The organism is Pseudoalteromonas sp. Z1A8 (assembly GCF_011378855.1).
Lineage (GTDB): Bacteria > Pseudomonadota > Gammaproteobacteria > Enterobacterales > Alteromonadaceae > Pseudoalteromonas.
Genome location: NZ_WTLB01000010.1, coordinates 57395 through 72447, shown reverse-complemented (window position 1 = coordinate 72447; position 15053 = coordinate 57395). Strand labels below are relative to the sequence as shown.

14 protein-coding genes are annotated in these 15053 nt (G+C 40.3%); 6 read left to right on the top strand and 8 right to left on the bottom strand.

What is annotated here, in order from left to right:
* Window positions 1-78 precede the first annotated feature (78 nt).
* From GQR55_RS06010 to GQR55_RS05995, 4 genes are all read left to right on the top strand, one after another.
* Window positions 79-537: a thioredoxin family protein gene (locus GQR55_RS06010; protein WP_166419855.1), complete on the top strand. Its 459-nt coding sequence runs from the start codon at window positions 79-81 to the stop codon at window positions 535-537.
* 158 nt (window positions 538-695) lie between these two features.
* Window positions 696-1820 carry a sensor histidine kinase gene (locus GQR55_RS06005; RefSeq protein WP_166419854.1) on the top strand — a complete coding sequence of 375 codons (1125 nt, stop codon included), beginning with the start codon at window positions 696-698 and terminating at the stop codon, window positions 1818-1820.
* Window positions 1821-1831: 11 nt separating this feature from the next.
* Window positions 1832-2155, top strand: a complete 324-nt coding sequence (locus GQR55_RS06000; RefSeq protein ID WP_166419853.1) for an STAS-like domain-containing protein — start codon at window positions 1832-1834, stop codon at window positions 2153-2155.
* Window position 2156: 1 nt separating this feature from the next.
* Window positions 2157-2660, top strand: coding sequence for a hypothetical protein (locus GQR55_RS05995; protein WP_166419852.1), 504 nt, complete (start codon window positions 2157-2159; stop codon window positions 2658-2660).
* A 43-nt stretch (window positions 2661-2703) separates the two neighbouring features.
* Here GQR55_RS05995 and GQR55_RS05990 read toward each other — a convergent pair whose 3' ends face one another.
* Window positions 2704-3582 carry a LysR substrate-binding domain-containing protein gene (locus GQR55_RS05990; RefSeq protein WP_166419851.1) on the bottom strand — a complete coding sequence of 293 codons (879 nt, stop codon included), beginning with the start codon at window positions 3580-3582 and terminating at the stop codon, window positions 2704-2706.
* Window positions 3583-3703: 121 nt separating this feature from the next.
* On the opposite strand from GQR55_RS05990, the gene GQR55_RS05985 reads away from it, so the two are divergent.
* Window positions 3704-4786, top strand: a complete 1083-nt coding sequence (locus GQR55_RS05985; RefSeq protein WP_166419850.1) for a YeiH family protein — start codon at window positions 3704-3706, stop codon at window positions 4784-4786.
* Between the two features lie 26 nt (window positions 4787-4812).
* Here the strand turns inward: GQR55_RS05985 and GQR55_RS05980 are convergent, their stop codons facing one another.
* Window positions 4813-6129, bottom strand: a complete 1317-nt coding sequence (locus GQR55_RS05980; protein ID WP_166419849.1) for a DASH family cryptochrome — start codon at window positions 6127-6129, stop codon at window positions 4813-4815.
* Between the two features lie 132 nt (window positions 6130-6261).
* Window positions 6262-7989, bottom strand: a complete 1728-nt coding sequence (locus GQR55_RS05975) for a DUF885 domain-containing protein (RefSeq protein ID WP_166419848.1) — start codon at window positions 7987-7989, stop codon at window positions 6262-6264.
* 226 nt (window positions 7990-8215) lie between these two features.
* Between GQR55_RS05975 and GQR55_RS05970 the strand changes: the two genes are divergently transcribed.
* Complete coding sequence (locus GQR55_RS05970; RefSeq protein WP_166419847.1) at window positions 8216-8803, top strand: DUF4202 domain-containing protein; 588 nt, start codon at window positions 8216-8218, stop codon at window positions 8801-8803.
* Window positions 8804-8883: 80 nt separating this feature from the next.
* Here GQR55_RS05970 and der read toward each other — a convergent pair whose 3' ends face one another.
* The 5 genes from der to ispG all read right to left on the bottom strand — a co-directional run bounded on the left by der (window position 8884) and on the right by ispG (window position 15050).
* The gene (gene der / locus GQR55_RS05965) at window positions 8884-10350 is read right to left on the bottom strand and encodes a ribosome biogenesis GTPase Der (protein ID WP_033017497.1); all 1467 of its coding nucleotides are present in this window, start codon (window positions 10348-10350) and stop codon (window positions 8884-8886) included.
* A gap of 74 nt (window positions 10351-10424) precedes the next feature.
* On the bottom strand, window positions 10425-11603 hold the full coding sequence (gene bamB, locus GQR55_RS05960; RefSeq protein WP_166419846.1) for an outer membrane protein assembly factor BamB: 1179 nt from the start codon (window positions 11601-11603) through the stop codon (window positions 10425-10427).
* Between the two features lie 10 nt (window positions 11604-11613).
* Window positions 11614-12234, bottom strand: a complete 621-nt coding sequence (locus GQR55_RS05955; RefSeq protein WP_166419845.1) for a tetratricopeptide repeat protein — start codon at window positions 12232-12234, stop codon at window positions 11614-11616.
* 19 nt (window positions 12235-12253) lie between these two features.
* Complete coding sequence (gene hisS, locus GQR55_RS05950; protein ID WP_024591179.1) at window positions 12254-13534, bottom strand: histidine--tRNA ligase; 1281 nt, start codon at window positions 13532-13534, stop codon at window positions 12254-12256.
* A 397-nt stretch (window positions 13535-13931) separates the two neighbouring features.
* On the bottom strand, window positions 13932-15050 hold the full coding sequence (gene ispG, locus GQR55_RS05945; RefSeq protein ID WP_166419844.1) for a flavodoxin-dependent (E)-4-hydroxy-3-methylbut-2-enyl-diphosphate synthase: 1119 nt from the start codon (window positions 15048-15050) through the stop codon (window positions 13932-13934).
* Window positions 15051-15053 lie beyond the last annotated feature (3 nt).

Below are 15053 nucleotides of genomic sequence, written 5' to 3'. Positions count from 1 at the left end.
TCTGAGTTGTTCACTCCACACTCAATATTGGGTATAGTCTTTAAATGCTTAATTAAACACCTAATTAAAGAGTACCTTATGTTTAAACAATTAATTTTATTGTGTGCTTTAAGCATGCCCCTGGTAGGCTGTGCTGCCAATGCGCCGTTTTCGGGCGGAATTACCGCCGATGTACTGCTAAGCGACTACGACAAGTTTAGCGAAGAATACAAAGCTTTTACGCCAACAACACAAGATATTGCGTTAATGCAAAAGCTAGAAGGTAAAGAGCTTATTGTATTATTTGGTACGTGGTGCCACGACAGTGAGCGCGAAGTGCCAAAGCTCATTAAGTTACTTTCTACGTCGAAAGTGGAACTTGCAAGCATTGAGTATGTGGCCGTAGGTTACAACAAGCAAGACGATGCAGGCATTGCACAGGCTCACGACTTACAATACACACCTACGTTTATTGTTAAACAAAATGGCAAAGAGTTAGTACGCGTAATTGAAAAACCAACGGGTACATTGGCACAAGATTTAACGCAGGGTTTGTAAGGTCTATTCTTATGTTAGGGTTTACCGATTTAGCTAATAGGTTTATAGGTTAGCTGATGAATGATATAAACGATGAGTTGTCAGTTAATAATTGTGATATATGAAGTCAAGGTTTAATGATTTGACTTTTTCTGATTATAAAAATGGGATCGTAGTGAATGTTAATTAAAGGAATACTTAGTAATATCAAGAAGAAAGCAAATAGGAGAATATCTGAAAAGTTAATAAGGTCAGAGAAGCGAGGAGGCAAAGCATTTACTGGAACTCGTAAACACCCTCATAAAAAATCTAAATTAAAATCAGAGATTAAAATAATTGCGCCTAAGTTTATTGATCTCTATAAAGCAAGAAATCACACCAAAACAATGGACTTCATACAGAAGCTCGAAACCTCCAGTTTTCAAGCGGTAAGAAGTAATGCAACGTTAAGAATATGTTTTCGTGAAACGATGGTGATTAGTGCAGCAGCTGGAATATTACTTTTATCAACTATCGAAATTATTGCTAAAAACCACCCTAGCTTAAAGATAACTATCTCAAGACCCCCTAATAGTAAACAAAATGGTGATAAAGGTACTATTAACGTTGTTCATGCAGTTTTACAAAGGATTGGCTTCTATAAAGCAATCCGTCTAGGACCCTTTAAAACAAAACCTTTTCCCCATGTAGATAATTGGTATATTGGCTCTTCAACTCAAGTTGACGGGCAAAATTTAGCCGATGCGATCAAAATTACCGAAGATTTAGGAGTAAAAACAAGCGAGTTGTATCGTAGTGGTATAGAGGCTATAAGTAACGCTGTAGAGCACGCATATTCAGATAAAGTACCGACTAATAAAGCTTTTTCTTTAAAAAAATGGTGGATTTTCGTTGGTGTTATCGATTCAAGACTAGTCATTCTAGTATGTGATAGGGGCCATGGTATTCCTGAAACTCTTCCTTACACACAAAGCACTAAACTTCTAGGATCAATTAAAGCTCATCTAGCTAATTTTTATAAATTAAAAACAGCTAAAATAGCTCATGATGGTGATGTTGCACAAATTCATGCTGCTACATTGGTCCAAGAAACTAGGACTAAACTTGGTCATCGTGGTAAAGGGGGGAAAGACATAAAGAGTTTTGTTAAAGCCAATAAAGATGCAAGACTAATTATTTTTTCTAATAGAGGCCAATATAGATTTGTGAAAAAGAATTCAAGGCACGTTGATTTAGGATACAATAACCACCATTCTATAGGTGGCACCATTATTGAATGGTCTTTACCTATACACGTTGATTAAGAGAGTGATAAGTGGAAACTATAAAAGTTAGTGATTTTTCTCATTATCCAGGCCCTCGTTATGTCAAGTTGGGCAAATATAGTGGTGAAGAATTTCGAGATGAAAAACTAATACCCGCTATAAAAGTTTATGGAGATAGTATCCAGATTGATTTAGATGGAGTTGCTGGGTATGGCTCATCATTTTTAGATGAAGCATTTGCAGGGCTGATTAGGTGTGGTGTTGAAAAAAGCATAGTGCTTAGATTGGTTGAGAATTTAAAGTCTGATGATGACCCTTATCGTATTGAAGAAATTAAAGAGTATGTTGATGATCAAATAAAGGCGAAAAACTAGTTTGTTTGAGCAAGCTCTACATATCCTTTCATATATATGCTTTTTCATAAGGTATCTTTTCAGTATTGATTTTTCATGGATAACCTCTTTAAGCCCGTTTTTTTTACTTCTTATTGGTTCATTTGTAGGTTATTTGTTTAAAGGACATCTGCAAAGAAGAGCTTCTAAAACAGAGGTAATAAACAAATTGATCGATAGTATAGAGTCAACTTCGACAGAGATGAGAAAACAAGCATTTCGCCTTCTTAAAAGCAATGATAATGGGACAACAGAAATAACTCATCATATATTCGTAGCTTTAAACACTAAGTTAAAAAGGTTGTGTGAAGATATAACACACCATGATAGTAAGAATTACAAACAAATTCCTAATAAAGAGTTAAAGGAACTTAGACAAGCTTGTGATGAGATTATTGAGAATCATAGTGATGCTTCTGTGTATGGAGCTCTAATAACAAAACAATCAGACTTACAAGCATACTATAGGTACGTAGTAACAAATTGATGAACTTGCTTATGTCATACTCATTACCTTCAGGCTGCAAATATTATAAGCTAAACAGGCTTTTTTCGAATGCTTGCGCAGCATGAGAAGACGGTCTGTCTTTGTAGTGTAATTGGTATAATGGTCTTGATAACTCGACGTTATTTGGCTGTTCTAGCCGTGTTAATTTACCTAGCTGTACTAAATCTTCTGTGACTACATTAGGCAATAAAGCAACGCCCATTCCTTGTGCTACTGCTCTTGCTATTGCTTCATTACTTCCGAGCTGCATACAGTTTTTTGCTGTAATTCCGTGTTGCTGTAGTAATTTAACCGACACCTCTAAAGTGCCAGAGCCCGGCTCGCGCAGTAGCCAAAATTGTTTGTTTAACCATGCTTTTAAGTCTTTCGTGGGCTTAAAGTTACTGGGTATAACCACACTCATTAAATCGTTTTGCCAGTGCTTACTTATTATATGCGACTCAGTCGGCGTGCCTTCAACCAGTGCTAAATCGATGGTGCATTCAAGTAATGCGTGCTCAATTTGCGCGGTATTAGCCACTTGTACTTCTACTTTTATATGTGGAAACTGCGCGCAAAATTTAGCTAAATAGGGGGGCAGCCAATAGCTGGCAATGGTGGTGCTGGTGCCTATAACAAGTGTGCCGCGCTTAAGCCCTGTGCGCGATTTAATATCTTCAATAGCGGCTTTTTCTATGGCAAAAATACTACGCGCATGTTCAAAAAGCGCTTGCCCGCCTTCACTTAAAGTGAGTTTTTTGCCTTTAGATGCACGTTCAATAAGTTGTATGTTTAGTTGATACTCAAGCTCTTTTAGCGCTTTAGATACCGCCGGCTGACTTATAAAAAGCGCCTCGGCTGCGCCTGAAAAACTACCAAGCTTTGCTACCGTATAAAACACCCTAAGTGCATGTAAATTCATTGCGCCTCTCAAATTACATAACCTTAAATTATCGAATCATGATTTTAATATATTGGAGTTATATTTTGGCCTTTATTAAAATGAAGTCAACTAATTAGAGTTGTTTGATTGAGGGAATATTATGCTTAGCGCTATTAAAAATGGGTTACAGCCTTTAGGTGTTAACACTAAACAGTATGGTGACTCTCGCTGGTGGATTGGCATGTTACTGGTTATAGTACTTGCGGGCGTTGCTGTTGCGCTTAGTAAATTACCAATAATGCAAACTGCGCAATTTAGCTCACTCACCATTGGTATTGTGGTTGGTATTATTGTGGGTAACAGTATTTTTTCGCGTATAGCGACTCATACCGATGTGGGTGTTGATTACGCTAAAAGTATTTTGCTCAAAGCGGGCGTTGTGTTGTTTGGTTTTAGAATAACCTTTACGCAAGTAGCGGGCGTTGGTTGGAGTGGCTTACTAACCGACATTGTTATGCTTGTTGGTACATTTATATTAGCAATTCAACTTGGCAAACGTGTATTTAAGCTAGATGAGCAAACAACTATATTAATTGGCGCGGGTAGCTCTATTTGTGGCGCTGCAGCGGTGATGGCAACCGAGCCTGTTATAAAAGCACAGGCGCATAAAGTATCAGTAGCGGTAGCAACGGTGGTGGTGTTTGGTACGCTAAGCATGTTTGCCTACCCAATAATGTTTGAGTACATGGGATTGAGCGAGCACGCGTACGGTATTTTTGTAGGCTCAACCATTCATGAAGTAGCGCAAGTGGTTGCGGCGGGCACTGCGGTAAGCGCTAACGCGGCCGACACCGCTGTAATTGAGAAAATGCTAAGAGTGATGATGCTTGCGCCATTTTTAGTGGGTTTATCGTTTTGGCAAAGTAAAAAAAGAGCAAAGGCAGGTAATGCTGCAAGCAGTGAGGGCGATAAATCAGATATTACTATCCCTTGGTTTGCGGTGTTATTTATAGTGGCCAGTGGTGTGCATTCACTCTCTATTATTCCTCAAGTGACTACAAACGCAGTTGTTTGGTTTGATAATATATTATTAACGATTGCGATGGTGGCTTTGGGTTTACGCACACATGTTGGGGCAATTCGCCAAGCGGGTATTAAACCGCTGTTACTGGCGCTGTGTTTATTTTTGTTTTTAACGTTAGGCGGCTTTGCCATTAATATAGGTATTGCTGAGCTGTTTTAAACGTTGCTTTGCAAAAGTTGATTGGCTTAAATTGGCCAATCAACTTCGTTTAAGTCATCCAGCTGCGCGCTGGTATTTTTATTACCTTGCCATTTATTAGTGTAAATACCGAGCGGATCAAACTGTAACGTTTGCTTCTCAATATTAAAGTGCCTACCGCCACGCGGATCTACACCTACGCCCGCTATGTATTGCCAGTTGCCCCAATTTGCGGCTACGTCGTAATCAATCAATTGCTGTTCAAAATAAGCTGCGCCATAGCGCCAATCAAGACCAAGTTCGTTAACTAAGCAGCTCGCTGCAACTTGCCTTGCTCGGTTTGATATATAACCAGTGGCATTAAGCTCATTCATAATGGCATTGACCAATGGGAAGGGTGTTGAGCCATTACACCACGCAGCAAATCGGTTTGGTATAAACGTTGTAAGGGGTTTTGTTTGCTTTTGACCTTTAAAGCTAAATAAGCTGTTGCCCGCATTGAGTGCATGCCATTTAAAATACTCTCGCCATAGCAATTCAAATTTAATCCAATAAGTAGATTCGTTTGCGATATGTTTATGTTCGTACTCCTCAACTGCTTTATACACCTGTTTTTCACTTACACAGCCAAAGGCAAGCCAAGTACTAAACTTTGTGGTGTTATTAAAGCCATCAAGCTCGTTTCGAGTTGTTTTATAGGTACTTGGCAGTAAGCCCGAAAAGTACTGCGCCAAATGAGCTTGCGCACTTTTAAATCCGCCGTGCATCATCGCGTTGTTGTCATCAGTATGCTCAGTAAGCTCAATTGGTTTGGCCGCGCATAATGTTATAGGTTGAGGGAGTAAACCTTCAGGTGTCGATGTTGTTATAGGTATGTTTATCGCCTCTACCTTTTTACGAAACGGGGTAAAGCTTTTAGGTAGCTCGTTTAAATCAAAAGGTAGGTCGCTTTGTTTAAATAGGGTGTCTTGCAGCACGCCTGTAAATTTTGTATTTGGGCAATGCGCTTTAAGTAAACTTATTTGGCGCTGCTCGTATAAACCAATTTGCTCGCTAAATACAACCTCATCAATATTTTGCTTTGCAATACGCGCTTTTAAAAGTGCTATTGGCTCGCCTTCAAGCACGTGTAGTGTTTGCCCGCGTTCAATAAGTGCTTGTTGTAGTTCAAGCAGGCTTTGCATTAAAAACTGTTGTTTATGCACGCCATATGGTTTTTGTTGGTAGTTATTATTTTTAAACCAATGCGGATTTATTACAAATACAATATCGAGTGCACATTGCCCAGTAGCAAGTTCACTTAAAATAGGGTTGTCGTCTATTCGTAAATCGTTTTGTAGCCAATATAAAATGCGTTTGCTCATAGGTTTGCTCAGGTTTTTAAACTCTAAAGTATTACGAAGCAAAAGCGGGTAGGGATTAATTATGTGTTTTTTAGTAGACTTTTAATAAGAGGCGGTTACTAAACTGCCTCTTATTTTATTAAAGTATTGTTTTTAAATAGCTGATTTTTGCTCTGCTATCCAATCGTTTATTACATCCTCAAGTACCGACATAGGGAGCGAGCCTTGGCCTATAACGGTGTCGTGAAAGCTGCGAATATCAAATTTAGCGCCTAGTTCTTTTTCAGCTTTTGCGCGTAGCTCTCGTATTTTTAGCTCCCCCATTTTGTACGAAAGCGCTTGGCCTGGCCATGAAATATAACGATCTATTTGATCTTCCACTGCGCTTTGTGGCAATGCAGTATGATCTGCCAAGTAGTCTATTGCCTTTTGGCGGCTCCAGCCAAATGCATGAATACCGGTATCAACTACTAAACGCACCGCGCGCCACATTTCGTAACCTAAACGACCAAAGTCGCTGTATGGGTTTTGATAAAAGCCGGCTTCTTTACCTAAGCGTTCGGTGTAAAGTGCCCAGCCTTCGCCAAATGCTGAGTGGCTAAGTGTGCGTCTAAACTGGGGCACGTCTAACTCCATTGCAATGGCGTTTTGTAAATGATGCCCTGGTATTGCTTCGTGTAGGCTAAGTGCTTCTAAATTATATAAAGGTTGTAGCTTAGGTGTTGAGGCTAAAAAATAAGTACCCGGTGAGCGATTATCAGACGGTGGCATATAAAACGCGCCACGACTCGCTGAGCCTTTTATTGTAAAGGTGTTACGTGGTAAATGGCCAAAGTAGGTGGGTAACTTGCCATACATTTTTTGCGTAATAAAGGCTGTTTTTTCAAGCAAGTCTTGCGCGTCTGTAGCGTAAAATTGCTCATCGGTTGCTAAAAATTCTAAAAAATCGCTGTACGTGCCATCAAAGCCTACTTTATCAATAATGTTTTGCATTTGCGTTTTAATGCGCGCCACTTCTTTTAAGCCAAGCTCGTGTATTTGCTTGGGTGTTGCATTGGTTGTGGTGTAATAATTTACCGCATATTTATAATACTCAAGCCCGCCTTTAACGCTTGAAATACCTGGCTCTGCTCTGCAATTAGGCATGTAATCGTTTTCAAAAAAGTCGTAAAAGTGCTGATAAGCCGGGACTACTTTTGAGCCAATTAAGGCTTTAGCTTTGTTTTGGTATGCGGCCTTTTGCTCTGCTGTAAACGTATTTGGTATACGGGTAAAGGGCTCGTATAAGGCGCTGTTTTCAGGTTGCTTAACTATATGAGCGCTGATGCTTTGGCTGTAATTTTCAAATGTTTTGCAGTAGTGGGTGTAACCCTTTTCAATACCTTCTTTCATCAAGTTAATGTTTTCTTGATTAAAGCGAGGATAGTCGGCAAGGCTTACTAAAAATGCGTTGTAATCATCAGGCGTTAAAAATGCCATATTAGCCGGTGCTTCGGCAAAGTAGGTATGCCAGCCACTTAAAAAATTAACCTGAAAATACTTATCTTGAAAAAGGTAGCTTTGCTGCTCTGTTTCACGCTCGTATTTAAATAAGCGGTAGTTCATTAGTTGTTCGTTGTTGAGCGTTTTTGGGTCAATGCTGGCTAAGCTTTTTAGTACGCTGTTGTTATAAGCTTGGCGCTTTGCAATGGCTTGCTCGCTCCAATTTGGTAATGTGCCACTGGGTTTCCAACCGTCTGGGTCGGTACGAAAGAATATTTTTTCGACTTTTGCGTTTTGCCAGTGGCTATCAATAATCGTTTTTAAGTCACTGTTACTATCGGCAATGCTTGGCAGTGATGTAACTGTTAAGCAAATAGCTAAAATACTTTTTTTAAACATAGTCATCCATTTATTGCGCGTTAATTTTTATTAGTTTTCGTGTATTTATCGTTTTTGTTTTTAATATAGTACCAAGTTAACTTTATTAATGCGCTTAATTTAATAACCTGTAACTATTGGTTTTTCTTTTTGATTGAACAAATTTCACTGTGCAAGTGAGTGGCGCACTAGTTTATTGCTTTATCAGCGTTTAGAATGATTAAAACTAATTATAATAAAGGTCGTCATGTTTAATAAAGTAATAGCGCTGATTGATGAAGCGAATAATCAAGATCCTAATAGCGAACAACACAATGGCGAAAATTTCCCAAAAGAAAGTTTATACGCCCTACGCATGAGCGAAATGCTAACTCGCTTTAAACCTGATGCCGATGAACTTATGCAAATTGCAGTGCGCGCACAGCATATTCAGCGTTGGAAGTCGCCACGTAGTGACTTTGAAATGAATAAGCAGGGCTATCATCAGTGGCGCAGTGCACTTTATATATTTCATGCGTCACGTGTTATTGAATTAATGAAACAAGCTGGGTTTAACGATACAGACCAAAACCGGGTTTATAACGCTGTTGCTAAAAAAGATATTAAACGTAACCCAGACAGCCAATTAGTAGAAGATGTAGCTAGCTTGGTATTTATTGAACACTACATGCTTGGGTTTGCCAATGCAAAACCAGATTACAATGAAGAAAAGTGGATTGGTATAATCCGTCGTACTTGGCAAAAAATGTCAGATGAGGCACATGAGTTTGTACTTGCAGGTAATATTACATTACCCGCGCCGCTAGTTGGACTTATCCATAAAGCGCTTGAGTAGGGCGTGTAAATTAAGTATTAAAAAAACGGCGTACTAAAAAGTATGCCGTTTATATTGCAATAAACTAATTTTTAACGAATTTATTTATTACGGTTTTCTTTGGCAAACGCACGTATTTTACGTTTTTGCGACAGTGTTACTTTATTAACACGGCCAGCAAATGGGTTTTCACCTTCTCTAAATTCGATTTTAATAGGTGTGCCCATAATTTTAAGCGCTTTACGGTAATAGTTCATCAGGTAGCGTTTATAGCTATCTGGTAAATCTTTAACTTGGTTACCGTGAATAACAATACGTGGTGGGTTATAACCACCGGCATGCGCATATTTGAGCTTAACACGACGACCACGAACAAGTGGCGGCTGGTGATCGGCTTGAGCCATGTCCATAATACGGCGTAACATTGCAGTACTTATACGCTTAGTCGCTGATTCATACGCTTCGTCAACAGACTCAAACAAATGACCAACACCTGTACCGTGTAGTGCAGATATAAAGTGTAAGCGTGCAAAGTCAATAAAGCCTAAACGGCGATCGAGCTCTGATTTAATACGATCTTTAACGTAATCGTCTAAGCCATCCCATTTGTTCACGGCAATAACCAATGAACGACCTGAGTTAAGAGCAAAGCCTAATAAGCTTAAATCTTGATCTGAAATACCATCGCGAGCATCAACAATTAATAACACTACGTTACAATCTTCGATTGCTTGAAGCGTTTTAATTACTGAGAACTTTTCAACAACGTCGCTTACTTTTTTACGTTTACGAACACCTGCTGTGTCAATTAACACATACTCTTTTTCATTTCGAGTCATCGGAATGTAGATAGAGTCACGTGTTGTGCCAGGCATATCGTATACAATTACGCGCTCTTCACCCAATATGCGGTTTGTAAGCGTTGACTTACCAACGTTAGGACGGCCAATAATCGCAAGCTTTACAGGTTTATCTGCAAATGCTTGATGATCGGTATCGCTGTCTTCATCTTCTTCGTAAAGATTAATAAGCTCTTCGTCATCGCCTGTTACGTCTTCGTCTTGTGCAGCTAATTCAGCAATAAGCGGCTGAAGTGTTTGCTCAAGCAGTAACGTAATACCACGGCCATGCGATGCAGCAATATGATGTATTTCACCTAATGATAATTGGTAAAATTCAGCACAGTTTGAATCTGCATCAATACCATCGGTTTTATTAGCAACAACAAAACACTTTTTATCTTGCTTGCGCAAGTGATTAGCAATTGCTTGGTCAGCGACGGTCATACCAACACGAGCATCTACTAAAAACAGAACAATGTCGGCTTCTTCAATGGCTAGCAGAGATTGATCTGCCATTTCGATTTCGATGCCTTCTTCTGAGCCATCAATACCGCCCGTATCTACCACGATAAATTCATAGCCATCGTAACTAGCTTGGCCATATTTTCTATCTCGTGTTAAACCTGGAAAATCGGCTACGAGTGCATCACGAGTACGTGTTAAACGGTTAAATAATGTGGACTTGCCCACATTGGGTCGCCCAACTAGAGCGATCACGGGAAGCATAAACTACCTCTTTAAAAAACAACAAAAGGCTTCGCAGTGCGAAGCCTTACAAAAAACCTTTTAGTGTTAGTGACTTAGTTTGGTATTTTTACCACACTAACTTCACCATCACGGGTGTATAAAATTAACTTGTCGTCGGCAACAACGGGCTCAACAAAAAAGCCTGAGCTGTCAAAGTCTTCACGAGATACTAGCTCGCCAGTTTCTTTATTTAGCCAATGCAGGTTACCTTCTTGGTCGCCTATAGCCAAATGGCTACCTGCAACAGTAGGGCCTGTTAGGTACCAACCACGTAGAGCGGGTTGGCTCCAACGCTCAATACCTGAATCTTTATCTAATGCGTAAATAACACCATCGCTATCTACTAAATAAATTGTTTGTGCATCCATCGCAAGGTCGCGGTAGCTGCTGTATTCACGTTTCCATACAACATTGCCAGAGCGAATATCAACAGCAGCTAAGTTGCCGTTATACGCAATAGCGTAAGCATATGGGCCGCTAATAAGTGGTTGAGTGTCTACGTCAACTAGGCGTTCAAATTCTGATGCGCCTTTGGCAACCGCAATTTCTGCGCTCCATGCTGAGTAACCACTGTCTGAAATTAATACGCTTAGCTTACCTGTTTCTAGGCCAACTAATACACCACCGTTAGCAACTGTTGGTGAGCTTTGTCCGCGTAATGTTAGTGGTGGAACCTCTTGTTCAAAGTTCCAACGCTCTTCGCCTGTATCTGGGTGAAGTGCTAACAGTTTACCTGAGCCTAAATTAGCAAATATTAAGCCATCGCCAGCTGTCGGTTTAGACAGTGATTCGCCTGGTACGTTTTTACGCCAAACTTCTTCACCGGTTTCGCGATCAAGAGCAATAATAAAGCCGTGTTCAGAACCTATATAAATTTTACCATAGGCTTGCAAAATACCACCTGATAATTTTGCATTACCGTTATCAGCCCATGGCCAAAACGATAAATCTTGGCGTACATCGGTTTCCCACTTGGTATCGCCATTAGCAAGCGAAAACGCTTCTACTTGGCCTTCGCGGCTAGCAACGTATACGGTATCTTTATAAACAGCGGGTGTTAAACGAGAAAAATAATGCTCTACGCCATCACCTACAGACTCTTGCCAAACAACGTCTGTCTCAAACTGGTTTACAATTTCAGGAAATACGAGCTCTTCTTCATCATCACTCGATGAACAACCCATCAATGTTGCCATACATAGTGCAAGGGCTGCTGTTGTTAATTTTTTCATGCCTAAAACCTTATGCCGCTGGGCTAGTTACTGCTAGGTCATCTAACTTAATTTGTAATAGTGGATTACTTGTTAATCCACCCGCATCTATTGCTGCTTGATATGCAGTACGTGCTTGATCTTTATTACCTTGCTCAGAGTAAATATCGCCTTTAAGTTCGGCAACGTTTGCGTTGAATGCTTCAGGTAATGGTGCATTTAATGTCGTTAATGCATCGTCATATTTAGTTTGCGCAATTTGAATACGCGCTAAACGTGTAATCGCAATTGCTTTTAATTCTGTGTTTGATGTATTAGACACTATCCAGCTTAGCTTTTCGCCAGCTACGTCTAGCTTTTGTGCTTCTACTGCATCTTTTGCTGCTACAAATGCTGCAAGTGTTGCGTAGTTTGTATCTTTATTTTCGCTAATAAACGCATCAGCTGAAGATAATACATCATCGCTTTCAACAAGTGTTGTATATGAATCTGATGCTTTTTCAGCTGTCGTAATTTGGTTTTGGTTATATGCTTTCCAGCCATATAAGCCACCTAGGCCAACAAGTATACCTAGCGCAAGTGAAATGCCGTTTTCACGGAAAAAGCGTTTAATGGCTTCTGCTTGTTGTTCTTCTGTTGAATAAATGTCCATTCTTACCTCTAATGTTCGCTTAGCCGTTAATAAGCTCAGCTAATAGCGCTTTAGCTTGTTCTAATTCTAATGTGACTTGTTCTTTACGCTCGCGTAAATACTTGATGGTCACAACGCCTTTTTCTAATTCATCTTCGCCAATAATCACTGCAACAAGTGCATCGCTTTTATCAGCACGTTTTAATTGTTTTTTAAAGTTGCCGCCACCCGCATGTACCATAACGCGTAAACCTGGTACGTCTTTGCGTAGTTGCGCTGCAATTGCAGGAGCTTGAATGCTTGCTTTGTCGCCCATTGCTGCTAAATATACATCAGCATTGCGACGAATGTCACCTACGCACTCAAGTGCTTGTAGTAATAACACTAAGCGCTCTAGACCCATTGCAAAACCAACTGCTGGTGTTGCTTTACCACCAAGTTGTTCAACTAAGCCATCGTAACGTCCGCCAGCACATACAGTGCCTTGTGCGCCTAAACTGTCGGTTACCCATTCAAATACAGTGCGGTTGTAGTAGTCTAAACCACGTACTAACTTTTCATTAACCGTATATGAGACGCCAGCCGCGTCTAAACGTTCACATAAATTTTCAAAATGTTCTTTTGATTCAGCATCTAAATTTTCAGACAATTTAGGCGCATCAGTTAAAATTGCTTGTACGTCTGGATTTTTGCTATCAAGTACGCGTAATGGGTTTGAATACATACGACGTTTTGAGTCTTCATCAAGCACATCAATGTGTTGCTCAAGGTAGGCTACTAACGCATCACGGTAATCTGCACGCGCTTCGTTAGATCCTAGAGAATTTAGCTCTAAACGAACGTGGTCAGTAATACCAAAGGCTTCCCATAGTTGCGCTGTTAATAAAATAACTTCTGCGTCTATATCTGCTGTAGCAATACCAAATGTTTCTAAACCAAATTGGTGAAACTGACGGTAACGACCTTTTTGCGGACGCTCGTGACGAAACATTGGACCCATGTACCAAAGGCGTTGTTCTTGGTTGTATAGTAAGCCATTTTGGTTGCCAGCACGTACGCATACTGCGGTGCCTTCTGGGCGAAGTGTTAATAAGTCGCCATTGCGATCGGCAAAGGTGTACATTTCTTTTTCTACTATATCGGTAACTTCACCAATAGAGCGTTTAAATAAGTCGGTTGATTCTACAATAGGAAAACGAATTTCTTGATAACCGAACGATGCTACTGTCTCGCGTAAAATGTTTTCTACTTTCTGCCAAACTTGTGTATCGCCCGGCAGACAATCGTTCATACCGCGAACTGCCTGAATTTGTTTTGCCACTGATAAATCCTAAATGCTGTTTTTTGTGTAATGAAAAATGCTTACACAACAAGAATGCTAAAAATTGACCCGTCATTATATACCCAAATGACCCCATGATGCGAGTTTCAGTTGGAATTAAAAGCGATTTAGGCAAGGCATTGATTGAAAGTAATAGTGGTTCTATTGTTAAAATCAATAACGCAGTATAAATCGCTTTTAAACCAACCCGTTGGGCGGTTCACAGACACTTACTCTCATCGTTGTTACTTTTTAAAAGGGATTGCCATTCTTGCAAAGTAACGCCTTGATATTAAGAGCCTGTGAAACGCTGAATTCTGTATCTTGGGGTCGTTTGGGTATCCACTAGCTATAAAGGTAAACGGCAAACCACGGGGTTTGCCACCTTAAACGGTATTTATTCGACTATTTTTATGTCAATCGGTGTTTGTTTTTGTCTTTTAGCAATAAAGTCGCGTACATAACCTTCAAGCTGATCAACAATGTTGTTGTTATCAATGCGCGCTTTTTGGCGTTCGCCATTTATATACAAACCAGAACGACGATTTGCACCGGCAAGCCCTATATCACTCACAAGCGCTTCACCTGGTCCATTTACAACGCAACCAATTACCGAAACTGACATAGGTTCGATAATATCCTCTAAGCGCTCTTCAAGTTGGTTCATGGTGCTTACTACATCAAACTCTTGGCGTGAGCAGCTAGGGCAGGCAATAAAGTTAATTCCACGCGAACGAATGCGCAATGAATTTAAGATATCAAAGCCGACTTTAATTTCTTGAACAGGATCGGCAGCAAGTGATACACGCAGGGTATCGCCAATACCTTCGGCAAGAAGCATACCTAAACCTACTGCAGATTTAACAGAGCCTGAGCGCATGCCGCCCGCTTCGGTAATACCTAAATGTAGTGGTTGGTCTATTTCTTTAGCGAGTAAGCGATATGCTCCTACAGCTAAAAATACGTCAGACGCTTTTACTGATATTTTAAATTGGTCAAAATCAAGGCGGCGCAATATATCTACATGGCGCATTGCTGATTCGAGTAGTGCTTCTGGTGTTGGTTCGCCGTATTTTTCTTGTAAGTCGCGCTCTAGTGAACCGCCATTTACACCAATACGAATAGGAATGTTATGCTCGCGTGCTGAGTCTACTACGGCTCTAATACGCTCTTCACTACCTATATTCCCTGGGTTTATACGCAGGCAATCAACGCCGTATTTTGCCACTTTTAAGGCTATACGGTAATCAAAGTGAATATCGGCTACTAGCGGAATAGTCACTTGTTCTTTAATACTTTTAAACGCTTCGGCTGCATCCATTGTTGGTACTGATACACGGACTATGTCGGCACCTGCATCTTGTATTGCCTGTATTTGTGCAACAGTTGCATCAACATCCATGGTGTCGGTGTTGGTCATTGATTGCACTGCAATAGGGGCACCATCACCAATAGGGACGTTACCTACATTGATTCGGGTGGATTTTCTGCGTTTAATTGGAGATTCTGAAAACATAGC